This is a genomic window from Citrobacter sp. LST-B2 (assembly GCF_057983045.1).
Window position 1 is genome coordinate 1,160,102 of record NZ_CP192598.1, and the last position, 24,065, is coordinate 1,184,166.

12 protein-coding genes and 1 pseudogene are annotated in these 24,065 nt (G+C 51.8%); 8 read left to right on the top strand and 5 right to left on the bottom strand.

The features are described from left to right. The first annotated feature begins 181 nt into the window (after positions 1 to 181). Both ACQ0PY_RS05575 and ACQ0PY_RS05580 read left to right on the top strand, forming a co-directional pair. The gene (locus tag ACQ0PY_RS05575) at positions 182 to 4,282 is read left to right on the top strand and encodes a S6 family peptidase (protein WP_109739915.1); all 4,101 of its coding nucleotides are present in this window, start codon (positions 182 to 184) and stop codon (positions 4,280 to 4,282) included. Positions 4,283 to 4,646: 364 nt separating this feature from the next. After that, positions 4,647 to 5,543: a PHP domain-containing protein gene (locus tag ACQ0PY_RS05580; RefSeq protein WP_224267569.1), complete on the top strand. Its 897-nt coding sequence runs from the start codon at positions 4,647 to 4,649 to the stop codon at positions 5,541 to 5,543. Between the two features lie 95 nt (positions 5,544 to 5,638). Here ACQ0PY_RS05580 and ACQ0PY_RS05585 read toward each other — a convergent pair whose 3' ends face one another. Further along, positions 5,639 to 5,953: a PTS sugar transporter subunit IIB gene (locus ACQ0PY_RS05585; RefSeq protein ID WP_043002012.1), complete on the bottom strand. Its 315-nt coding sequence runs from the start codon at positions 5,951 to 5,953 to the stop codon at positions 5,639 to 5,641. A gap of 331 nt (positions 5,954 to 6,284) precedes the next feature. On the opposite strand from ACQ0PY_RS05585, the gene ACQ0PY_RS05590 reads away from it, so the two are divergent. The 4 genes and pseudogenes from ACQ0PY_RS05590 to ACQ0PY_RS05605 all read left to right on the top strand — a co-directional run bounded on the left by ACQ0PY_RS05590 (position 6,285) and on the right by ACQ0PY_RS05605 (position 13,522). Further along, on the top strand, positions 6,285 to 6,974 hold the full coding sequence (locus ACQ0PY_RS05590; protein WP_043001670.1) for a Crp/Fnr family transcriptional regulator: 690 nt from the start codon (positions 6,285 to 6,287) through the stop codon (positions 6,972 to 6,974). A 106-nt stretch (positions 6,975 to 7,080) separates the two neighbouring features. Then, positions 7,081 to 7,914 (top strand): annotated as a pseudogene (locus ACQ0PY_RS05595) (class I SAM-dependent methyltransferase); the annotation flags it as partial. A gap of 522 nt (positions 7,915 to 8,436) precedes the next feature. Continuing rightward, positions 8,437 to 9,981 (top strand): peptide MFS transporter, encoded by a 1,545-nt coding sequence (locus ACQ0PY_RS05600; RefSeq protein WP_043001668.1) that lies wholly within the window; start codon positions 8,437 to 8,439, stop codon positions 9,979 to 9,981. Positions 9,982 to 10,579: 598 nt separating this feature from the next. Further along, on the top strand, positions 10,580 to 13,522 hold the full coding sequence (locus ACQ0PY_RS05605) for an autotransporter outer membrane beta-barrel domain-containing protein (protein WP_240935394.1): 2,943 nt from the start codon (positions 10,580 to 10,582) through the stop codon (positions 13,520 to 13,522). Positions 13,523 to 13,643: 121 nt separating this feature from the next. On the opposite strand, the gene ACQ0PY_RS05610 is transcribed toward ACQ0PY_RS05605, so the two are convergent. From ACQ0PY_RS05610 to ACQ0PY_RS05620, 3 genes are all read right to left on the bottom strand, one after another. Next, positions 13,644 to 14,276 carry a LysE family transporter gene (locus ACQ0PY_RS05610; RefSeq protein ID WP_044258897.1) on the bottom strand — a complete coding sequence of 211 codons (633 nt, stop codon included), beginning with the start codon at positions 14,274 to 14,276 and terminating at the stop codon, positions 13,644 to 13,646. A 128-nt stretch (positions 14,277 to 14,404) separates the two neighbouring features. Beyond that, positions 14,405 to 17,467 carry an autotransporter outer membrane beta-barrel domain-containing protein gene (locus ACQ0PY_RS05615; RefSeq protein WP_231912842.1) on the bottom strand — a complete coding sequence of 1,021 codons (3,063 nt, stop codon included), beginning with the start codon at positions 17,465 to 17,467 and terminating at the stop codon, positions 14,405 to 14,407. A 90-nt stretch (positions 17,468 to 17,557) separates the two neighbouring features. Next, complete coding sequence (locus ACQ0PY_RS05620) at positions 17,558 to 20,062, bottom strand: autotransporter outer membrane beta-barrel domain-containing protein (RefSeq protein WP_231912841.1); 2,505 nt, start codon at positions 20,060 to 20,062, stop codon at positions 17,558 to 17,560. Between the two features lie 879 nt (positions 20,063 to 20,941). Between ACQ0PY_RS05620 and yahO the strand changes: the two genes are divergently transcribed. Next, positions 20,942 to 21,217 carry a DUF1471 family periplasmic protein YahO gene (gene yahO, locus ACQ0PY_RS05625; protein WP_043001665.1) on the top strand — a complete coding sequence of 92 codons (276 nt, stop codon included), beginning with the start codon at positions 20,942 to 20,944 and terminating at the stop codon, positions 21,215 to 21,217. Between the two features lie 78 nt (positions 21,218 to 21,295). Here the strand turns inward: yahO and prpR are convergent, their stop codons facing one another. Then, positions 21,296 to 22,891 carry a propionate catabolism operon regulatory protein PrpR gene (prpR, locus tag ACQ0PY_RS05630; protein ID WP_044259079.1) on the bottom strand — a complete coding sequence of 532 codons (1,596 nt, stop codon included), beginning with the start codon at positions 22,889 to 22,891 and terminating at the stop codon, positions 21,296 to 21,298. 249 nt (positions 22,892 to 23,140) lie between these two features. Between prpR and prpB the strand changes: the two genes are divergently transcribed. Next, complete coding sequence (gene prpB, locus ACQ0PY_RS05635; protein ID WP_043001663.1) at positions 23,141 to 24,019, top strand: methylisocitrate lyase; 879 nt, start codon at positions 23,141 to 23,143, stop codon at positions 24,017 to 24,019. The last annotated feature ends 46 nt before the right edge of the window (positions 24,020 to 24,065 follow it).

Consider the following 24,065-nt stretch of genomic DNA (forward strand, 5'->3'; position numbering starts at 1 on the left):
GATCAGGAAAATGATGTTTTCAAAAAGTGAAGTGTCGGGACTTTATTGATTGGCGGAGGTGTTAATTTAAAATAATTATACTTTATTTTCTTTTGTCATGTTTAACATATCCTTTTTTATTAGCTGAATATAAATTAGTTTAATTGTTGATGTTATCTATGAGGGTCGTGGAGAGTTTGCTGTGAACAAAATATATTCACTTAAATATTGCCCTGTTACGCAAGGGCTCATTGCTGTATCTGAGCTGGCCAGCCGGGTGGTTAAACGAACAAGCCGGAAATTAAAGCAAATATCACTTATTAGCATCTCTGTGACTTGTTTATCTTATCCGATGATGTCACAGGCTGGTATTGTTCGAGACGATATTTCTTATCAGTTATTTCGCGACTTTGCAGAGAATAAAGGACTCTTTGTTCCCGGTGCTACTGATATCCCCGTCTATGATAAAAATGGTCAGCTTGTAGGTCGTCTGGATAAAGCACCAATGGCGGATTTCAGTAGCGTAAGTACCAGTGGGGTGGCCACACTGATTTCGCCGCAGTATCTGGCCAGTGTGAAACATAACAGTGGTTATCAAAGTGTCAGTTTCGGTGATGGGAAAAATACTTATACGATAGTCGATCGTAATGATCACCCCTCTACTGATTTCCATGCACCACGCCTGAATAAACTGGTCACTGAAGTTGCCCCTGTCAGCGTTACAGCTGAAGGTACCAAAGTTAATGCCTATAAAAATACTGAACGTTATACGGAGTTTTATCGTGTGGGGAGTGGAGCGCAATATACAAAAGACAGGGATGGAAAATTAACCAGGATTGCAGGCGGATATGCTTTTAAAACAGGGGGAACAATTGGTACTCCCCTCATTTCAAACGGAACCATTGTTACCAACCCCGGCCAGACTTTCAATCCGGTTAATGGGATCATACCAAGTTATGGCGTTCCCGGAGACAGTGGTTCACCGCTTTTTGCTTACGACTCATTGCAAAAAAAATGGGTCATGGTTGGTGTTTTAAGATCCTATGCTGGCCTTACTGGAGCAACAAGTTGGTGGAACGTTATTCCGACCGATTATCTGAATAAGGTTATGGAAGAGGATTTCGATACCCCTGTCGCTGCTGTCTCTGGTAAAGAACCTCTTGCCTGGCATTTTGACCAGAATACCGGTACTGGCACATTGTCTCAGGGGACAACAACCTGGGATATGCACGGTCAGAAAGGAAAAGACCTCAATTCGGGCAAAAATCTGGTGTTCAGTGGACAGAACGGCACAATTCTCCTGAAAGACAGCGTAACGCAGGGGGCCGGCTATCTGGAATTTAAAGACAGTTACACAGTGTCTGCTGACGCCGGAAAAACATGGACAGGTGCCGGTATCGTTACGGACGAAGGTACTAATGTGACCTGGAAGGTCAACGGCGTGGCCGGTGACAACCTGCATAAACTTGGTGAAGGGACGCTGACCGTAAGCGGTATCGGGGTTAATCCCGGCGGGCTTAAAACCGGGGACGGGACTGTCATTCTGGCTCAAAAGCCTGATGCCGCAGGAAATGTCCAGGCTTTCAGCTCAGTCAATCTTGCCAGTGGACGTCCGACCGTTGTGCTTGCGGATTCACGACAGGTTAACCCGGATAATATCTCCTGGGGTTATCGGGGAGGGGTGCTTGACCTGAACGGTAACGATATCACTTTCACTCGTCTGCGGGTGTCTGATTATGGTGCGGTCATTGCAAACAAGGCCGCGAATAAATCCCACCTGTCACTGAATTTGTCTACAGCAAATAATGAAGAAGTCAGCGTCCCGATTGGTACTGTTAATCCGTTTGGCGGAAAAGGTACACCCGGAAGCTTATACAGCCGTAATCTGAATGGACAGACATCCTACTATATTCTTAAATCCTCCACCTATGGTAATACCCTGTGGGGGAACAGCCTGAATGACCCGAAACAATGGGAATTTGTCGGTACTGATAAAAACAAAGCCATTCAGACAGTAAAAGACCGGGTCCTGGCTGAACGTGCAAAACAGCCCGTCATCTATCATGGCCAGTTGACCGGGAATATGGATGTCACTATCCCGCAATTGCCGGGTGAACGTAAGGTGGTGATGGATGGTTCCGTAAATCTGCCTGGCGGAAACCTGAGTAAAGAGGGGGGCAGTCTGATTTTCCAGGGGCATCCGGTTATCCATGCTTCAGTCAACGGCAGTGCCCCCGTCTCCCTGACCCAGAAAGACTGGGAGAACCGTCAGTTCACACTGAAAACGCTGTCGCTGAAGAATGCTGACTTCCATCTTTCACGTAATGCTGTCCTGAACGGTGACATACAGTCGGACAACAGCCATATCACGCTGGGAAGTAATAAGGTCATTATTGATAAAAATGACAGTACCGGTAATTACGTCAATCCGGAGGAAGGTACATCTTCTCCGGTGGAAAGCCAGTATCAGGGCAATATCACGCTGCAGAAAGGCTCCACGCTGGACATTAACAACCGCTTCACCGGCGGGATTGAGGCTCATGACAGTCAGGTAAACGTCACCTCATCTGAGGCCGTGCTGCAGGACAGCGGTATCTTCGTGAACTCTGCTCTCTCCGTTCGTGACGGCGGTCATCTGAAAGCACAGAAAGGGCTCTACAGTGACGGCCGGGTTCAGATTGGGAAGAATGGTACGCTTTCCCTGAGCGGAACGCCGGTTACCGGCTCAGACGGTCAGTTCACGCCGATGTTGTCTATGACAGAAGGATACGATTTGACCGGCAACAATGCCACTCTGGACATCCGCAACTGGGCACATGTTTCCGGGGACATTCATGCAACCAGCCCGTCCGCTGTCCGTATTGGAACGGATGCGCCCGGGACGCTGTCTTCCTCCGTTTCGTCCGCACTGGCTGAAGGAATGTTTGGTGGATATAACGCGGCATACTACGGTGCCATCACCGGCGGTAAGGGAAACGTCAGCATGAACAGTGGTCTGTGGCAGCTGACCGGAGATTCCACCGTCAACAACCTGACGGCCCGTAACAGCCGGGTACAGTCTGAAGAAAAGGGCGCCTTCCGCACCCTGACGGTAAACACGCTTGATGCCACGGGCAGTGACTTTGTCCTGCGTACTGACCTGAAAAACGCCGATAAAATCAGCGTGACGGGGAAAGCCAGCGGTTCAGACAACACCCTGAATGTCAGCTTTATGAAGAACCCGGCTCCGGGGCAGTCCCTGAACATCCCGCTGGTCAGCGCCCCGGCCGGCACGGCAGGGGATGTCTTTAAGGCCGGTACCCGGGTCACGGGGTTCAGCCGGGTGACACCGACGCTGCATGTCGACACCACCGGCGGCAGTACGAAGTGGATTCTGGATGGTTTCAGAGCAGAGGCTGACAAAGCCGCTGCGGCGAAGGCGGACAGTTTCATGAATGCCGGCTACAAAAACTTCATGACGGAAGTGAACAATCTGAATAAACGTATGGGGGAGCTGCGTGACACGAAAGGTGATGCCGGAGCCTGGGCCCGTATCATGAACGGCACCGGTTCAGCAGACGGCGGGTACAGTGATAACTACACTCACGTTCAGGTCGGTTTTGACAAAAAACATACGCTGGACGGTGTGGACCTGTTCACTGGTGTCACGATGACCTATACCGACAGCAGCGCAGACAGTGATGCGTTCAGCGGGAAGACAAAATCCGTGGGCGGCGGTCTGTATGCTTCAGCGCTGTTTAATTCCGGTGCCTATATCGATTTGATTGGTAAATATATTCACCATGACAATGACTACACAGGCAACTTTGCCGGTCTGGGGACGAAGCATTATGGTACGCACTCCTGGTATGCCGGTGCCGAAACGGGTTACCGTTATCACCTGACGGAGGACACCTTTATTGAGCCGCAGGCCGAACTGGTTTATGGCGCGGTGTCCGGCAAAACGTTCCGCTGGAAAGAGGGAAATATGGACCTGAGCATGAAGAACAAGGACTTCAGTCCCTTGGTCGGCCGGACAGGTGTGGAGCTGGGCAAAACCTTCAGCGGTAAGGACTGGAGCGTGACGGCCCGGGCCGGCACCAGCTGGCAGTTCGACCTGCTGAATAACGGCGAGACCGTACTTCGTGATGCGTCCGGAGAGAAACGGATTAAAGGGGAGAAGGACAGCCGGATGTTGTTCAATGTCGGCATGAATGCGCAGATAAAGGACAACATGCGCTTCGGGCTGGAGTTTGAGAAATCCGCCTTTGGTAAGTACAACGTGGATAACGCGATAAACGCGAATTTCCGTTATATGTTCTGACAGATATTAGTGGAGAGTGTCATGAGACACTCTCCACTAAAGTCGGAAGTCTTCGATGAGGTCTCCAGATTATCGATCATAGAGATATCCCTTTGTTGATTTTTCATCTGTTGTTGTCAGGATTTCACCGGCGAGCGCATTAATGCCGATTTTGATTATTTCCTTTATTCGGAAAATTAATCGTTTTCACAATGAGGGGACGAACGTAATGCTCCCCTCGGGTTCTCCTTATGAGAAACGGATTAACCCGCACCGATATTTCTACTGATTTTCAAACTCAGAATTTTCGCGCGCGCGGCGCTGTATTAATCCCCTGCCTGGTCATATAGTGCCTGCAGTACCTGAATATCAGCTTAAGGAGAAGATGATGAAGCGTATCGATTTGCACATGCATTCGGTATACAGCGACGATGCGGATTTCCCTGTCAGCGATCTGTTGACAATGGCGAAAGCGGCGAACCTGGCGGTGCTGGCGATAACCGATCACAACTCGGCGCGGTCCGTTGAGGAAGCTATTCACTATGGCAATGAAAACGCTGTGAGAGTGATGACGGGCATTGAAATTGACTGCTCGTTTGCGGGTAATAACTATCATCTGCTGGGCTACGGTTTTCGTCGTGATTGTCGGGATTTTGACGTCGTCGAGCAGAATTTCCACCATCTGGAAAGCGTCGCGACCCCGCTGAAACTGGCGAAACTTCGGGCGCTCGGGTTCCAGCTTGACGTCGATCGCCTGTATGCCCTGGCGGGCGATCGCGTTCCGCAGGAAGAGCAGATGGCGGAGTTAATTTTAGAGGATGCGCGCAATGCGAATCATGAACTGTTGCTGCCGTACCGGGCAGGGAACTCTCGCAGCGACATGCCGTTGATTAACTTCTTCTGGGATTTTTTTGGCCGCGACAAACCCTGTCATGTGAAGGTTGAACTGCCGCCCATGGCAGAGATGGCGTCGATGATTATTGATAACGGCGGTATTCCGGTGATTGCGCATATCGGTGCCAACGTAAAGGAAAAGCCGTTGTCGGTGATTGAGCAAATGTTGCCGCTCGGCGTACAGGGCGTGGAGGTTTTTTCCAGCTATCATGATGAAGCACTTCGTCGCGAACTTTATCAGTTCACGCTGGATAAAGCGTTGTTGGCGACCAGCGGCAGCGATTTCCACGGTAAAAACAAGCCCAACATCAAGATGGGCAGCAGCCAGCCCTGGGCGGCCGCACTGCCGAAGACGCTGGAAATTCTTGAAAGGGTGACGCTTTATTAACATAGACAAACCCGGCGTAACGCACCGGGTTTAATTTTTTGAGATTGCCCCTGTTATTCTTATTCATGAGCGGAAGCGGCTAATACGTTGCGGCGTCAGGCTGCCAGCTCAGGCATTTTCTCCTTCACAAAGTTTAACACTTTCTCCGCATCCAGCGACGCGTAGGGCAGGCTTTCAATAATGGCGACAGGGCGTGCATTTCCGACAATGTCATAAATTTCATTGAGCTTGTACTGAATATGCGGCGCTATGAGAAAACCGTCGAAAGCGGGCGCCACGCTTTCGAAATTATCCAGCCCCACCGCGCTTATCATGAGAGGATAGCCGCGGCTTTCAGCCAGTACCTGCATCTTTTTGGCAAGAGAATTTGCCGTATTCCCGAACAAACAACCTATCAGAAGCTTTTTCAAGTTTTTGACCTCCTGAAAACGGTTCACAGAATAGGGCTGGCTGTGTTCAAAAAATGAGCGCCACATCTTATTTGCATAACAAATATATTCAGCGTCGGTAGCGCAGACCTCTGGTGCCTCCTGCCGTGAAGACAGGTTGATGACACTTAAGTGGAACTGAGTTCCTGAACACGTCATGAAAAGGTGTGGTACGCACAGTAGTCAATTCGCATCAATGTGACAACACAGGGAGTTGGCGATAGTAAAAGAGACAGATGTCCTTTTTGTTATCGCCGCGCTCACTTTATTGTGCTATCCCATAAAGGGAAAATGGGATTGCGTCGAGGGGAAGATGAAAAATATCAATGACAGTGCCTTAAAAGAGCGGTTTATTTTAACGAACAGGTTGTCGGCGATAATTAACCCCTCCCTGTTAGCGACACTGCGTCTGGTCAAAATTGATGCCGGGGAGTATCTGATGACGCAAAACACCTATTTGACGCATCTCTATTTCCTGGTTGACGGTAAACTGCAGGTCGAGCGCCATAATCCAAACGGGACGCACGCGGTTTATTCTTTTGAAACGCCTTTTTCGGTGGTTGGCGAAATGGAACTTTTCTCCATTAAGAAAAGTAAGGCCGTCGGTTCCGTTCAGGCATTAACGGACTCATGGTTACTGACCCTACCGGTCGAGGCCGTAAAAGAACACGCGATGAACGATCCCGCCTTTCTTCTTTTTATGTGCCAGAATTTAAGTCATAAACTACTGCATAATTCACTGATCCATTCCAGTGGCGCGATTTCGGTGGAATCTAAATTGCGTAAATTCTTACTTATTAAAACGCAAAACGAAGGCGCCACAATTCAACTGGAGAAAAGAGAGTCGCTCGCGGCCATGTTGGGAGTTTCTGTCAGGCAACTCAATCGTGCGCTGATAAAACTTGCGCAGCAAGGGATTATTCAACACAAAAATAAAACCCTGAAGGTGATTAATCCTGTTCGCTTATCAGATTTTCCTGCTGACAAATCTGAATTGGTGTGAGTTGGAGTGGGGTAAATAATCCCGGAAGCATGAGATAATGCGCCCGTTGTGAAGGCAGGCTGGAGCGATATTTCAGCCACCAGGTACATTACGATGAGATCAACGGATGAATCTTCTTGAACTGACACTTCTGAGTGGACAATACAACGATCGTGAAACGGGCGGAAAGATCCCGTGGAATGATCCGGATTTCAGCCGCAGGATGCTGGAAAACCATTTGTCGCAGGAACACGACTGGGCCAGTCGTAAACTCTCGGTCATTGAACAACAGGTCGACTGGATCGCCCGCCAGCTTCCCGTGGGCGCAACAATACTTGATTTGGGATGCGGCCCCGGATTTTACACTCAACGTCTCGCGCAGCGCGGATTTGATTGCACTGGCGTCGATTTTTCTCCGGCCTCTGTGCAGTGGGCGCGAGAACAGGCGCAGAGCGCAGCGCTGGATATTGATTATCAGGAACAGGACGTCCGCGACTACCAGCCTGATGGCACGTTTGATTTCGTTATGATGACCTTCGGTGAAATCAATGTCTTCAGTTTTGAGGATGCGCAACGGCTGGTGGCGCGTAGTGCAGCCTGGCTGAAGCCGGGGGGCAAGTTGCTGATTGAAGTGCATACGTTTGACGAGGTCAAAAGACAGGGGATGGCTCCCGCGTCCTGGCAGCGGTGTCCAGAGGGGCTTTTTCTCGCCGAACCGCATCTGTTATTAAGCGAAAATCGCTGGAATGAAGAAACGCAAACCAGCACCACGACGTTCTGGGCGCTCAAGGCCGATGCCAGCGTTGTGCATTTTAGCAGCCAGACGCGGGCCTGGCGGGATGACGAGTATTTGCAGTTGCTGGCGCAGTGCGGTTTTCACACGACGACCCGTATTGCCGCTGAAGAGTGGCCGGTCAGTGAAACCTTTGCCGGCAAGCTCTACGCCCTGATGGGACGTCGAGAGATGGTATAAACGACAATTGCTCTGTGCTGCAACCAGAGAAACCCGATGCCCGATGGCTTACGCTGTCGGGCTTTTCGCTATAACAGGGAACCTTACCTGGCAAGGGCATGATTCATCCTCAGGATTCAGCCATGTCATTCGGGCGACGGCGAAGCGATTCAACCTCCCGTGCAAGTATCTCAGTAAAAAAATGCCTTGGAAGATACAGCTCGATCCTTCGCGCTTCCCGGGACAATGCTTGTAGATAACACCTTGTTTATTAAAAAATTGATAGGCAATTATTTGCAAGCCTTTAAAGTCAATCATTATCCTTGTTTATCAAACAGAAAATCTACAAAACTAGACATCTATCGAGTTTTCATCTTAAAGTCCCGATGTTGGCACTAGACAAAACTGTCTTATGGTTATCAAATGGTTAAATAATATTTCGCTGGATGTGAATGATCGACCAGATAGATGAATGGTCGGCGGGTAATTCAGCGGCTACAAGCAAGACAACACACCATTTCGGGAGAAATTATGCATTCCTCTGTTAATAAAAACGAAAGCCGAACGTTCTTCGGCCATCCCTATCCGCTGGGGTCACTGTTCTTCACGGAGATGTGGGAACGGTTTTCGTTTTATGGCATTCGTCCGTTACTGATTCTGTTCATGGCCGCGACCGTCTACGACGGTGGCATGGGACTGGCGCGGGAAAATGCGTCTGCTATCGTCGGTATTTTTGCCGGCAGTATGTACCTGGCAGCGCTGCCGGGCGGCTGGCTCGCGGATAACTGGCTCGGGCAGCAACGCGCGGTGTGGTACGGCTCGATCCTGATCGCGCTCGGCCATCTGTCGATTGCCCTGTCGGCCTGGATGGGCGACAACCTGTTTTTCATCGGTTTGATGTTTATCGTGCTGGGGTCGGGTCTGTTCAAAACCTGTATCTCGGTCATGGTGGGAACCCTCTATAAGAAAGGCGATGCCCGCCGCGATGGCGGTTTTTCGTTGTTCTACATGGGGATTAACATGGGGTCATTCATTGCCCCGTTGATCTCTGGCTGGTTAATCAAATCTCACGGCTGGCACTGGGGCTTTGGTATCGGTGGGATCGGGATGCTGGTCGCACTGATCATCTTCCGCGTGTTTGCCGTTCCTTCCATGAAACGCTATGACCGCGAAGTGGGGCTTGATTCGACCTGGAACAGCCCGGTGGTGAAGAGAAACGGCGTGGGACGCTGGTTGCTGGCGCTGGCCGTTGGTGTTGCCATCATTGTGACGCTGATTGCCCAGGGCGTGATTGTCATTAATCCGGTCGCCGTTGCCAGCATGCTGGTCTACGTTATTGCCGCGTCTGTGGCGCTCTACTTTATCTATCTGTTCGTGTTTGCCGGGTTGACCCGCAAAGAGCGCGCCAGACTGTTGGTCTGCTTTATTTTACTGGTTTCTGCGGCCTTTTTCTGGTCGGCGTTTGAGCAGAAACCAACCTCGTTCAACCTGTTCGCGAACGACTACACCAACCGCATGATCGGAGATTTCGAAATTCCAGCCGTCTGGTTCCAGTCGATCAACGCCCTGTTTATCATCCTGCTGGCTCCGGTCTTTAGCTGGGCCTGGCCGGCACTGGCGCGCCGAAATGTGCGCCCGAGCAGTATCACCAAGTTTGTTATCGGTATTCTGTGCGCGGCAGCGGGCTTTGGCCTGATGATGATGGCGGCGCAGAATGTCCTGAGCAACGGTGGAGCAGGCGTATCGCCGTTCTGGCTGGTGGGCAGCATCCTGATGCTGACGCTGGGTGAGTTGTGTCTGAGCCCGATTGGTCTGGCGACCATGACGCTGTTAGCGCCCGAAAGAATGCGGGGTCAGATGATGGGCCTGTGGTTCTGCGCCAGCGCTTTAGGTAACCTGGCGGCGGGTCTGATTGGTGGGCACGTTAAGGCCGACCAACTGGACATGCTGCCTGATCTCTTCGCCCGCTGCTCCATTGCATTGCTGATTTGTGCGGCAGTACTGATTGTGCTGATTGTTCCGGTGCGTCGGATGCTGGAAAACGCGCAAACGAAAACGGAGCAAAAACCGGCGTAAAATGCCTGACCGATAATTAACACTCACAGATAAAACCGGTGCCTGATGCGCCGGTTTTATTTTTTCTTGCCAGGTAAAATCTTTATTCTGACGAACAAACGCCCGTCTCATAATCGTTAATGCTATTCCCACTAGAACATGCTTCAGGCTGAAAAAACGTCGGCCTGTTGTCGCTATGTTGCCGGAGATGATCGGCGAAATACCGTCACTCTTCCTCACAAAATGAGGTTTCACATGATCCTTTATGTCTGATTAATGAGGAAAGATCTTAAGTGAAGATTAATTATTCTTAAACACCTCATTTCTGAACTGCATTTAATGAAATGATATGCTGTATATAATGTCATTTAAGGAATTATATTCTTTTGTTGTTTTGTTCTTAAGATGATTGAATTGTCATCATGGCTAAGATCATTTCATTTGTTCTCACGCCTGATATCTGGAAAATATTGCCTAAATACCGCAATGAGACTCAGGGCGTTTGGGTCGGAAGGACATACGTTACATTGCCGTGACTTTTACTTAACGCATTCACAAATACACTGCATTTAATCATGCGATGTATAGCGTGCTGTTATTTCGATACAGTGGAATTGATATGAAGAGAAAAGAATTTAAATTAACAACCATGGCGTTGTTAATCAGTAGTCTGTTAATGGCAAATAACGCCGGTGCAGTCATTCATGATGTAGATGGTATTATTAGCGGAAGCGGGATCATCGCTAAAGATCAGGAATATAAAATCATTAGCACCGCAGGGGAAAACAATACGATCTCCGTGGCGAATAATGGTGGTGTAACCATTACCAACCCAGGCGGAACGCCCACGGTCTCGGGTGGGGGCGAATTTGAAAACGGTGACTTTTTAATTTCCAACGGGACAGTGATTGTCGCCAACAGCGGAACCATTAATTTAGGTTCAGGGACTACCGTGAATCATATCATCGGCGATGTCATTCCAGGCACCGTCGAGGGGCGACCAGACATTCCGCTGGATAATGATTATCAGTTCATGTATGCGGTGGGTATCGTTCAGGTGGGTGGTAACAGTGCAGCCTATCTCGCGCAAAAAGGCTCGATCGTTGCCAATAATTTGACGATAAATATGAGTCAAAAGCGTGATGGCAAAGATATTGCGGGCATTCTGGGCAATAAACACAATGGCGTCTTTACCTTAACCGGCACCACCACGGTTAATTCTGCGGTGACCGGGGCGAATGGGAAGAATTTCGCGATCTATGCAAAGTCGGGATCGAAAATCAACGCTGAAAATTTGATCGTCAATAGTAAGGGGACATTCTACGCCGTCGGCCTCGATTCGGAATCCAGTGTGGATGCCGACCGTTCACTGATTCGTTATAAAAATGCCACGATTACATCCGTCGCCGATCAGTATGCGGACGGTATCAGTTCTAACGGGGCTGACGTTGAAGCGTTGGGCGACACCGCTATTGATGTCACCGTGAACGATGCGAATGGCGTGATTTCCGGGATCTGGGTTTCAGATGGTCTCACCGGCGTTGATCTGGATGCACATGTGACCATGGCAGGGAAGACGAGCCTGCTGCTGAAGTCAGGCGCGGAGAGTACGGTTCTCAGTGGTGTCGAGTCCGTGGGCGCTTCGCAGTTTACCAGTAACGACCTGAATATCACGCTGGACACTCAGGGGCATCAGCAAACAACCGGTACCGGCATTCGGGCCAGTAAAGAAGATGCGCTCACGGCGGGTAAAATCGACATTAATGGTCGTCTGAACATTGATGTTGTCGATACCACCCGCAGCGGGAGCTGGAAATACGTTCAGGCGAATAAAGGCGGCGAGATCACGCTGAACGGTGGGGTACAGATGGGGGTTAACTACAACGACCCGGATGCCACTGCCATTCTGGCGGAAAACGCCGACTCCCGCGTGACGATTAACCCGCAGAAAATCGACGTTGTCGGGACGATTGAAGCCCTGGATTCCGCCGTGGTTGATGTGAATGCGATTAACCAGTCGCGTTTCGTCGGCGGGATGGTCACCAGCGGTAATGCGGTGAATAACCTGTCGCTGGCCGACGGCTCGGCCTGGAACATGACCAAAAGTTCTCAGCTCACCAACCTGACGCTGAATGACTCCACGCTGACCTTTATGCCAGCCGCCACAAAGCGTCGTATGCTGACGCGTGATACCGCGAGCTTCAAAACCCTGACAGTGGACGGTGATTACACAGGCACTAACGGTAATCTCGTGATCAACACCCAACTGGGCGATGACAGCTCACCGACTGACCGGATGATCGTTGCGGGCAACACCTCCGGCACCACGAACGTTAAAGTACTGAACGCCGGGGGCGCGGGCGGTCTGACGACGTCGGGCATCGAACTGATTAGCGTTGGCGGCAATTCTGACGGTGTGTTTAAACAAAATGGCCGTATCGTGGCCGGTGCGTATGACTACACCCTGCATCGCGGTGAAGGCGAGAATAATAAAAACTGGTATCTGAGCAGCGCCCTGTCTCCGGTTACTCCGCTGGATCCTCTGAATCCTACCGATCCGCAGCCGCCAGCTCCGACGCCGCGCGAACACGCGGTGCGTCCGGAAGCCGGTCTGTACGGCATGAACCTGCAGGCGGCGAACACGCTGTTCAATACCCGTTTGCAGGATCGTCTGGGCGAAACGCATTACGTGGACGCGCTGACCGGCGAAGAAGCCGTCACCAGTATGTGGCTGCGTAACGTGGGCGGTCATACCCGTCAGAAAGACAGCAGTGGTCAACTGGATATGCAGGCCAACCGTTATGTCATGCAACTGGGCGGCGACATTGCGCAGTGGTCTTCGGACAACACCGACCGCTACCATCTGGGCCTGATGGCCGGTTATGCCAACCAGAAAGCGCGCGCCGAAAACCAGCGTAACGGTAACCGGGCCGACAGCCGCATCAGTGGTTACAGTGTTGGTTTGTACGGCACCTGGCTGCAGGACAACGCGACGCATGAAGGCGCGTATGTCGATAGCTGGGCGCAGTACAGCTGGTTTGATAACACCGTTTCTGGTCGTGATGTCGAATCTGAAGAGTATGATTCTAAGGGCTTCACCGCCTCTGTTGAATCCGGCTACACCTGGAAACTGGCCGAACTCAGCGAGCGTAACGCGCTGTATATTCAGCCAAAAGCCCAGATCACCTGGATGGGCGTGAAGGCAGATGAGCACAAAGAAGTTAACGGTACCCGCGTTGAAGGTAACGGCGATGGCAACATCCAGACACGCGTCGGCGTCCGTCTGTTCGGCAAGGGCCACAACACACTGGACGACGGCAAAGACCATACCTTCCAGCCGTTTGTCGAAGCCAACTGGATCCACAACAGCAAAGACTTTGGCGTCGCAATGAACGGTGAAAATGTGAATCTGAAAGGCGCCCGCAATATTGGCGAACTGAAAGCCGGGGTTGAAGGCCAGTTGACGAAGAACGTCGCCCTGTGGGGCAACGTCGCACAGCAAGTTGGTAACAACGGCTACAGCGACACTTCAGCGATGATCGGTGTTAAAGCGTCGTTCTGATGCAAAGTGCCGGGAGGCGGTTTCGCTTTACCCGGCCAGGCAAAAAACCTGTAGGCCGGATAAGGCGCAACGCATCGCCATCCGGCAGTATGGGCATGAAATCCTCTCTCTAAACAGTATGTTACCGATGCGTAATCCCTTCATAAATTAAACGTAACGCCAGCAGGCCAATTATCGCGCCGATGATGCGACTGGCGACGCGCTGTATTCTGCCGTATGCCCGACGCACGGCAGGCAACGAAAAGGCCTGGCTTAGAAAGACGCGCCAGATAACCGAAGAGAGCACAATCCCGGCCCAGGCCATCATCCTTGCCCACATGGGTGTGTCGGCACTCAGCGTAACGGAGAAGATACTGATAAAAAACAGGACGGTTTGCGGATTTGACAGATCGGTCAGTAAGCCACGACGAAAGAACACGGTCCATGGCGCGCTAACGGGTTGCTGCAGCGTTGGCATCTGCGGTGTGGCCTGGTGACGCATACTGTTCCAGGCAAACCACAGCAGATACGCGCCGCCGCCAATTTTGATCACCGAAAAAACCGCCTCGCACTGGGTGATCAGCGTCGCCATGCCAAACAGCCCCAGCCCGGAATAGATAGCGTCACCTGACGCAACGCCCAGACCGGTTAATACACCTGCACGCCGTCCGGAGGCCAGACTGGTTTGCACGACCACAAACAGATTGGCGCCGGGGTTGAAGAAGGTTAACACGAACAGGCTGACGGTGAGGAAAACCGCATGTAGAGGTTCCATAAACCACATTTCCCTGAGCTGGATAACGTCACTCCATCTTATTTACAACAAAATCTGAGGGATGCGAATGGGATCACAAAGGGAGGCGAGGGAAGAAAACCACCCGTGTTACCACGGGTGGTAGAAAGTCAGAAGCTGTATTTCAGTCCTAACATTCCCTGCGTATCGCTGTAGCCGTTGTCGCCAATTTGCTGGGCGACGTTGCCCCACAGTTGCAGACGCTGGCTAAGCTGGCCTTCAACGCCCACTTTCAGTTCGCCAATATTGCGGTTGCCTTTCACGTCGTTGCTGATGTCATCCATCTTCACGCTGTAGCTACGGGTGTTGTGAAGCCAGTTGGCTTCGACGAACGGCTGAAAGGTGCGGTCTTTGCCGTCATCCATGGCGTTATGGCCTTGCAGGTAGGCTTTGACGCCAAGACGCGTTTGCAGGTTGCCGTCGGTTTTATCCACCACCCGGGTGCCGTTTTTCTCAACGTGCGTATCGGCCTGCACATCCATCCAGGTGACCTGGGCTTTAGGCTGGATGTACAGCGCATTACGCTCGCTGAATTCGGCCAGTTTCCAGGTGTAGCCTGTTTCGACAGAGGCGGTGACGCCGTCTGAATCATACTTTTCAGACGCCAGCCCCTGTCCGGACACGGTGTTGTCAAACCAGTTGTAGAGCATCCAGCCATCGACATACGCACCGGTTTTATCGGCGTCGTTGGCATACCAGGTGCCGTACAGACCGGCGCTGTAGCCGCTGATTTCCCCGCGAGAGGTGTAGCCGGTCAGGCTGGAGTGGCTGCGGCTCTTGCTGTTGGCGTAACCGGCCATCAAACCCAGATGCCAGCGATCGAGGCCGTCGGTGCTCCATTGCGCGATATCGCCGCCCAGTTGCATCACGTAGCGGTTACTCTGGGTGCTGATCTGCCCGGAACCGTCCTTGAAGCGGTGATGTCCGCCGATGTGGCGCATCCACAGGCTGGTGACTTTCTGTTCGCCGGTTAACGCGTCGGTGTACTGGGTTTCACCCAGACGATCGTGAAGCCGGGTGGTGAACAGCGTGTTGGCGGCAAGGGTGTTCGCCAGATAGCTGCCGGTTTCCGGGCGATAGGTTTTCTCTCCTTCCGGCTGTGGCGTTGGGGCCGGTGTTGGGGCGGGATCGGGAGTAGGTTCCGGCACTGGGTCAGTGATGAAGGTGTTGGTCAGATACCAGTTACTGCCTTTTTTCACCACATCATAGTCATAAGCCCCCGCGACAATACGTCCGGCTTTGGCAAAAGTACCTGCGGAATTGCCATACACTTCGACAATTTCAATACCGTTCACCGTTTGCGAGCCCGTACCGCCGATATTATTCACCGCAACCAGCGTATTACCGGACGTGTCGCCTTCCACGATAAGTTTATCGGTGGGAGAATCATCGCCACCCAGTGTTGTGTTCATTTTCAGTGTTCCGCCGCCGTAGAAATTACCTTCTACAGTCAGAGTCTTAAACACACCGCTGCTTTCCGGGGGCAGGAAATTGACAGTCCCATTGTCTACGGTGATGTCGGTGACATGAGAGCTACCGGTCATATTCCACACGGCCTGGTTGGAAAGATCCAGGTTAACAATACCGTTGCTGGTTGAGCCAGACGTAGCGGTATAGCTGGTGGCCGTCAGGAATGAGTTTTCGTTATTCAGTACCATATTGAGCGTGGCATCGTTAATTGCGCCAATGTCGCCAATGACCTGTACCGTGCCGGTTTCTAATGAATTCACGTTGATCAGGCTGTTTGCTCCACGGGAGAGCAGGGACCAGGTGGGATCGCTGTTATCCGTCATCAGCAGACCTTTCTGCACATCGACAATACCACCTGCCGCGGCTTCGATACCCGCCACATAGTTGGCGTGTGTATCAGACAGTGAGATGCTTAAATCATCCTGGAATTCAACTTTTGTGGTGTTACTACCGCCATCATAAGCATAAACCGCTCGTGCGGTATCGACGCCATTTTGCATGGTAATAGCGGTTTTACCCTGAAACTGCGCCTCACTTTTCCAAAGGTAAAGGCCTGTGTTGTAATATCCGCCGTTACTGGTCAGCAGAAAATCGCCTTTTGCGATAAGCGACGACTGGTCAGTCAGGGAGATGGTTCGCATCCAGTACGGGTCGATCCAACCTGCGAATTCATGCTCGTAACCGGGCCGGTTGCCCAGGTAAGTCAGGTTCTCGCCGACGATGATCGCATTGCTGTTGAAGGTGATATCCGTTGCCATCAGGTCAAGTGCCCGGCCACCGCCAGCCTCACCAAAGAGGTTATTTTCATCACCACGTGAGAGCGCTTCAATCTTCGTCAGCCCCGTAAATTCGATGCTATTTCTCGTCCCATAAGTGGCGTAGGGGAGCGCCGCCAGGATACCCTGGCTGCCTTTCAGAGTGATGTAGTCAGCTTCAAATTTGGCAGTATTAATCACGTTATAAGCAGTGTTACTCGTGCTCGCGCCAGCCCTTGCGGCAAACTGTAATGCCAGTTCATTGGCATCGATATCAATACGATCGGCTTTGATATCCACATCACTTCCTGCGGCAAGAACCATCCCCACGCGACGGTCGATAGAGTTGTCGCCCGGATCGCCGTCAACATTGATGACAAAGTTTCCGCCATCAAAGGCCAGCTCACCGTTATACAAACCAATCCCCCAGCGGTGGGTGCTGACATATCCCGCCTGCGGCATCAGTACAGTCAAATTAACTTTATTATCGCCGTCGCTTTTGAAATCAAATTTACCACCTGGCCCGGCAAATAAACCGTAAATATCGGCGTAACTATTTTTGACCTCATTACTGACGACAATATTGCCGCCAGTGAATGTCATTGTGCCGCTGAGTGTATCTCGCTTGTAAGCATGCAGCGTTGCACGTTCGTCTGTCGTGTTATTATTAAAACCTCTTAGTGTCAGGGTATTCCCGTCGCTGATATTAATGTTCACTGCACCGTTCAGGGTATTGATTAGCGCGCGTTGGTAACTGGCGCTGCCCGTGTAACCGCTGGCGTCCAGGGTCACATCACCGAGGCTAACGGTGTGGGTTCCGCTGCTAATAGACGAAATCGAACTGGTGAAGGTCTTATTTTCCAACTCGGCCGATAAGACAAACGGTGAGGCGAGAAACGAACTTCCCACCACGACAGGTACAAGACATTTCCATTTTATATATGTCATTTATGACTCTCCGTGAGATTAACGACTTATTTTTATTTGTAATAAAGAAAAAAATGTCCGGCCTTTGCAGGACATTTTTTGTTTGGGCGATCAGAAACTATATTTGATGCCTAACATTCCCTGAGTATCGCTGTAGCCGTTGTCGCCAATTTGCTGGGCGACGTTGCCCCACAGTTGCAGACGCTGGCTAAGCTGGCCTTCAACGCCCACTTTCAGTTCGCCAATATTGCGGTTGCCTTTCACGTCGTTGCTGATGTCATCCATCTTCACGCTGTAGCTACGGGTGTTGTGAAGCCAGTTGGCTTCGACAAACGGCTGGAAGGTGCGGTCTTTGCCGTCATCCATGGCGTTATGGCCTTGCAGGTAGGCTTTGACGCCAAGACGCGTTTGCAGGTTGCCGTCGGTTTTATCCACCACCCGGGTGCCGTTTTTCTCAACGTGCGTATCAGCCTGCACGTCCATCCAGGTGATTTGCGCTTTAGGCTGGATGTACAGCGCGTTACGCTCGCTGAATTCGGCCAGTTTCCAGGTGTAGCCTGTTTCGACAGAGGCGGTGATACCGTCCGAGTCATACTTTTCAGACGCCAGGCCCTGTCCGGACACGGTGTTGTCAAACCAGTTGTAGAGCATCCAGCCATCGACATACGCACCGGTTTTATCGGCGTCGTTGGCATACCAGGTGCCGTACAGACCGGCGCTGTAGCCGCTGATCTCCCCGCGTGAGCTGTATCCGGTCAGGCTGGAGTGGCTGCGGCTCTTGCTGTTGGCGTAACCGGCCATCAGACCCAGATGCCAGCGATCGAGACCGTCGGTGCTCCATTGCGCGATATCGCCGCCCAGTTGCATCACGTAGCGGTTGCTCTGGGTGCTGATCTGCCCGGAACTGTCTTTGAAGCGGTTATGCCCACCGACATGACGCATCCACAGGCTGGTAACCTTCTGCTCGCCTGTAAAGACGTCAGTGTACTGGGTTTCGCCCAGACGATCGTGCAGACGCGTCGTGAACAGCGTGTTGGCGGCAAGGGTGTTCGCCAGATAGCTGCCGGTTTCCGGGCGATACTGGTGCGGACCTTCCGGTGTCGGAGACTCTGGAATTACGGGTTCTTTCGGCTCAGTTGGTGGAACCGGTTCTGGCAAGGCCAGGCTGGTCAACGACCAGTTCTGGTTGTCTCGTTTCACAAGGTCGTAGTCATATGCGCCTGCGACAATACGGCCTTCTTTCACAAAGGTACCGTTTGAAGTCCCTTCAACGTCGATAATACGGATACCTTCAATCGTCGCGGCTCCGTTACCGCCCGCGTTACTGACGCTGACGCGCGTGGTGCCGTAGGTATCACCTTTCACAATCAGCTTATCCGTTGGCGACAGGTCATCACCCAGCACAGTGCGCAAGGCCAGCAAGCCGTTGTTTCCGGTGTAATCACCGTTAATTGTCAACAGGGTTGGGCTAAAGGCTGCTTGCACTTGCGACGGGGAAGAGAGTATCGCTGTGCCTGCCAGCTCCAGCGAATTCAGCGTCTGTGAATAGCCGTTAAGATCCAGCTGCGCGCCGCTGTCCACGCGGTAATCGGATCTTGCACTCAGGGTATTTTCTGCCCCGGCGCGCAATGTACCATTTGCGACGTGGGTAGGGCCCTGATAGGTGTTAGCGCCTGTCAGCGTGGTCGTCCCAGAGCCGAAATGGTTGACTTCGCCAATACCTGTGATTTTGGCCGAGAGTACGAAGTCGTCGCTGTTGTGATTAAAGTTGAGCTCTGCCGTGCTCATACCGCTGGTGTTGCCAAGGTAGATCCACGGCAGGTCCAGTGTTCCCGCAGCCTGTTGTGCTTCGCCCTTTGCGCCGCCAATATTCAGGATGCCGGTACTGCCTTCTCCCACTGCCAGCCAGATTAAGTTACCCGAGCGGACCGTTGCGCCGTTGCTGACGGTGAGGATCCCGGTGGCGTCATTGGGTGTTGTTGCGAACCCCCCGAGGTAAATACCTTCCGTCACATCCAGCAGCGAGTTTTCACCGTCCACGAGGGCGACACCGTAGCCATTACGACTGGTGTTACTCGTATTGCCGACGTAGCCAATGTTCATGTGTTCGCTTAAGGAGAGGGTTCCGCCGCGGGTAATCACCAGGTTACCGCGCCCCTGATCGCCGACCACGCTCCAGACGGAAGAGACGGACGAATTTGCGCCATCGATGGTAACCGTTCCCTGCGCGTTTGCGGCATATTCTCCAATGCGCAATTCATCAATGCCGCTGATTTTACTGCCGTTATTCACCAGCAGCGTACCTGAACCATCATGGGTCCCGAGTACCAGATTCAAATTGCCCAGTGTCCAGGTCGCACCATTCGTCAGCGTCACGCTGCCGTTTGCGCCATTACCGATCATACCGGCGGCGGTGGTGATAGCCCGACCATCGATCAGCAGTGAGCCGTCGGAGTTATCACCCACCCAAAGACTGCGGAAGTTATTCCATGCGGGGTCGGTATTTTCCGTGGCGGAAAGCGTAATATTTTGTCCATTATTAATAATGACAGTATCCCCCACACCTGTTGGTGGGGAAATATTATTATTGGCTACCGCAGTGGACGTTAAAGCCATGGAAATTGCAATGGCTAATAGAGTTTCAGGGAAACACTGTGCATTTATTTTCATATATTGACTCTTCCTTAAGATTTAAATATTACATCCAGGCATAAGCCATAAAAGCCAGTGCTGAATACACGGCTATTTGTCGGGTTGCTCATGCAAATAAAATTCTGATGATTTTTAATATTATTTGCCGTTGGCGATATAGCGTAATCGTTTTGCCGCAGGCTTGCATTCGATATTGATAGGCTGAGTCTATTAACCGTCGTTAACAGAGTGAAAATATTTAAGTGATGGCTAATTATTTGATTACAAATGTTTATTGCTTTTGGCTATCCCTCCAGGAATAATGCAAATATAAGGCGGAAAACAACAGGATAGGCGAGGCTTTTGATAAGGTAGACTGAATAGATGCGAAGGATTAACATTAGTGTGAGTATCGCTTTAATATGTTTAATTGCGGACGGGAATAATGTTTTTTAAGAATTTTAGGCTGGCTAATTATCATTGTTTTGATGAACGTCAATTTTTACATTGGTATTAATCTGAATGTTTTTTGTCGATGTTGAGATTATTGCCAATAAGCTGGAAAGGGTTTTGATAATAATCTTAAGCGGAGTTGTTCTGAACAGGGTTATGCATATTTACGCAATAATGAGAGATTTATTAAAAGACGGGGGTATCGGTCATTATTTTATTTATATGCAGAAAGTGACTTAACTTTACCGTAGTATGCAAAAAAGTACTGAGCAGGCCGAAACCACAAAAGCAACCTATCACTGAAAGGCCTCTGGATTTTTTCTGGAAGCTGAACTAGTTATTAATCATCCCTGAACAGCGGCATGGATTCAGCGGTGATGATAGCGTCATAACATAACCTGGAGCTTCTCTATGAAAACTGGATATAAACTCTTGATTGGTGCGTTGGCTTTTGTGGCGACAAATGCGTTTGCAGCGGAGCTGTTAACAAAAGCTGAGTTTGAGAAGGTGGAGTCGCAGTACACCCTGATTGGCAACATCAATACCAGCAATGAAACGTCCACTCAGGATGCGAAAGAAGATCTGCTCAAAAAAGCGGATGAGAAAGGGGCTGATGTGGTCGTGCTGACTTCCGGTCAAACCGACAACAAAATTCATGGCACTGCCAATATCTACAAGAAAAAGTAATTCGTAAGCGTGCCGGATGGCGCTGGCCAGGTGAAATGTGTAGGCCGGGTAAGACGCTGTGTGTCGCCATCCGGCCGTTCATTCCTTCAGCCGTCGCCAGAATGTGGTTCTGCTGATCCCCAGATAACGCGCGGCGGCGCGCTTATCGCCGTTAAACTGCGCCAGCACCTGCTGTGGCGTAGCGGAAGGCGAAGGGGATGACGGCGATTCGTTCTCCGCCAGTTCCGGCAGTATCTGCTGTAATAAATGTTCATTCAGTTGTGGCATCGGTTCAACGCTTAAAAACAGTGCCAGCCGTTCCATCATATTGCGCAATTCGCGAATATTTCCCGGCCACTGATAGTGCAACAGCGCACCGGCACTCTGCGCCAGTCCGGCGCGCACCGACTCGGTAAATGGTACGGAGAGCGCGGCCAGCGATTGTTTTAAAAAACCTTCCGCCAGCGGCAGGATATCGGCGGGGCGCTCCCGTAGAGCCGGTAACGACAGACGTAAAATACTCAGGCGATAAAACAGATCGCGACGAAACTGCCCGCGTTTCATCTCGTCTTCCAGATTGCAGTGGGTGGCGCTAATCACCCGCACTGTCACCGGAATGGGGTGATGTCCACCCACCCGGGTGACCTCTTTTTCTTCCAGCACGCGCAGCAGTCGGGTTTGCAGCGGCAACGGCATTTCGCCGATTTCATCGAGAAACAGCGTTCCGCCGTGGGCGATTTCAAACAGCCCGGCACGACCACCGCGTCGCGATCCGGTAAAGGCGCCTTCCTCGTAGCCAAACAGCTCCGCTTCCAGCAACGATTCGGCGATCGCCCCGCAATTCACCGCGACGAACGGATGCGCCGTTTTGTCGCCGCGCGTGCCAGGACGCGTACAAAACTCGCGGTGAATGGCCTGGGCTGCCAGTTCTTTCCCGGTGCCGGTTTCCCCCTGAATCAGGACAGAGGCGGGTGAACGGGCATACAGCATAATGGTATGGCGCACCTGTTCCATCTGTGCGGACTCGCCACGAATATCCCCCAGCCCATAGCGGGTGCGCAGCGCCTGATCGGAGGCATAATGACCGTGGCGACGCTGGGTCAGGCGGGTCATGTCCAGCGCATCGCTAAAGGCCTGACGCACCGTGGCGGCGGAATAGATAAAGATACCGGTCATGCCTGCCTCTTCCGCCAGATCGGTAATCAGTCCCGCGCCAACCACCGCGTCAATGCCGTTTGCTTTCAACTCGTTAATCTGCCCGCGCGCGTCTTCTTCGGTGATATAGCTGCGTTGTTCCAGTTGCAGGTTGAAGGTTTTTTGAAAAGCCATCAGCGCGGGGAGTGTCTCCTGGTAGGTCACCACGCCAATGGAGGCGGTCAGTTTTCCGGCCTTTGCCAGCGCCTGCAGAACGTCAAACCCGCTGGGTTTGATCAGGATAACTGGTATCGACAGGCGACTTTTCAGATACGCGCCGTTCGATCCGGCGGCGATGATCGCATCACAGCGTTCGGTGGTCAGCTTCTTACGGATATAGGTGACCGCTTTTTCAAAACCGAGCTGGATGGGGGTGATGGTCGCCAGATGATCAAACTCCAGGCTGATGTCGCGAAACAGATCGAACAGTCGCGTTACCGAGACCGTCCAGATAACCGGTTTGTCATCATTCACCCGCGGGGGAAGCGTTGTCGTCGCCATAGCCAACCAAAATAAAAGGACAGAGTAATGGGTGTAGTCTTGTTTCATAATTGTTGCAATGAAACCGGTCGGGACGTTTCATGAAACGTTAGCTGACACGCTTTTTTTCGCTTATCGCGGTATGCTGTGGTTTATCTTATTGTTATATCGATGGTTATTTAAAACACTCTCTTTCAAAGCGCCTTTGGCATAGCCCTTGCTTTATGTGAATCAACGGTTAGTTACAAGTTGATAACACGAGGATGGACTATGTCTCTGGATTCTCCGGGTCAGGCATTTCGCGCTGCACTCACCAAAGAAAACCCCTTACAAATCGTCGGCACCATCAACGCCAACCATGCGTTGCTGGCCCAGCGCGCCGGGTATCAGGCGATTTATCTTTCGGGCGGCGGCGTCGCGGCCGGTTCGCTGGGACTGCCGGATCTGGGCATCTCCACCCTGGACGACGTCTTGACCGACATTCGCCGCATCACCGACGTCTGTCCGCTCCCGCTGCTGGTGGATGCTGATATCGGCTTTGGTTCGTCGGCGTTTAACGTTGCGCGCACCGTCAAGTCGATGATCAAAGCCGGGGCGGCGGCGCTACACATCGAAGATCAGATTGGCGCCAAGCGCTGCGGCCATCGTCCGAATAAAGCGATTGTTTCGAAAGAGGAGATGGTCGATCGCATTCGTGCGGCAGTTGATGCCCGTACCGATCCCCACTTTGTGATCATGGCGCGTACCGATGCCCTGGCGGTGGAAGGGTTAGACGCAGCGATCGATCGTGCGCAGGCCTATGTCGAAGCGGGCGCCGACATGCTGTTCCCGGAGGCGATCACGGCGCTTTCGATGTACCGCCAGTTTGCCGATGCAGTCCAGGTGCCGATTCTTGCCAATATCACCGAATTTGGCGCTACGCCGTTGTTCACGACCGACGAACTGCGCAGTGCGAACGTGGCGATGGCGCTCTATCCGCTCTCGGCATTCCGCGCCATGAACCGGGCTGCTGAAAAGGTCTACAACGTGCTGCGCCAGGAAGGGACGCAAAAGAGCGTTATCGACATCATGCAGACCCGTAACGAACTGTATGAAAGCATCAATTACTACCAGTACGAAGAGAAGCTCGACGCGTTGTATATCAAGTAGGCCGGATGGCGGCTACGCCTTATCAGGCCTGGACGAAAACCCTCAG

What these genes read in the sequence shown, in the direction of transcription:
- ACQ0PY_RS05610 (WP_044258897.1), bottom strand. Translation starts at nt 14,276, where the DNA reads ATGGAACCTCTACATGCGGTTTTCCTCACCGTCAGCCTGTTCGTGTTA.
- ACQ0PY_RS05590 (WP_043001670.1), top strand. Translation starts at nt 6,285, where the DNA reads ATGAAAAATATCAATGACAGTGCCTTAAAAGAGCGGTTTATTTTAACG.
- ACQ0PY_RS05615 (WP_231912842.1), bottom strand. Translation starts at nt 17,467, where the DNA reads ATGACATATATAAAATGGAAATGTCTTGTACCTGTCGTGGTGGGAAGT.
- ACQ0PY_RS05600 (WP_043001668.1), top strand. Translation starts at nt 8,437, where the DNA reads ATGCATTCCTCTGTTAATAAAAACGAAAGCCGAACGTTCTTCGGCCAT.
- yahO (WP_043001665.1), top strand. Translation starts at nt 20,942, where the DNA reads ATGAAAACTGGATATAAACTCTTGATTGGTGCGTTGGCTTTTGTGGCG.
- prpR (WP_044259079.1), bottom strand. Translation starts at nt 22,891, where the DNA reads ATGGCGACGACAACGCTTCCCCCGCGGGTGAATGATGACAAACCGGTT.
- ACQ0PY_RS05620 (WP_231912841.1), bottom strand. Translation starts at nt 20,062, where the DNA reads ATGGCTTTAACGTCCACTGCGGTAGCCAATAATAATATTTCCCCACCA.
- prpB (WP_043001663.1), top strand. Translation starts at nt 23,141, where the DNA reads ATGTCTCTGGATTCTCCGGGTCAGGCATTTCGCGCTGCACTCACCAAA.
- ACQ0PY_RS05605 (WP_240935394.1), top strand. Translation starts at nt 10,580, where the DNA reads ATGAAGAGAAAAGAATTTAAATTAACAACCATGGCGTTGTTAATCAGT.
- ACQ0PY_RS05580 (WP_224267569.1), top strand. Translation starts at nt 4,647, where the DNA reads ATGATGAAGCGTATCGATTTGCACATGCATTCGGTATACAGCGACGAT.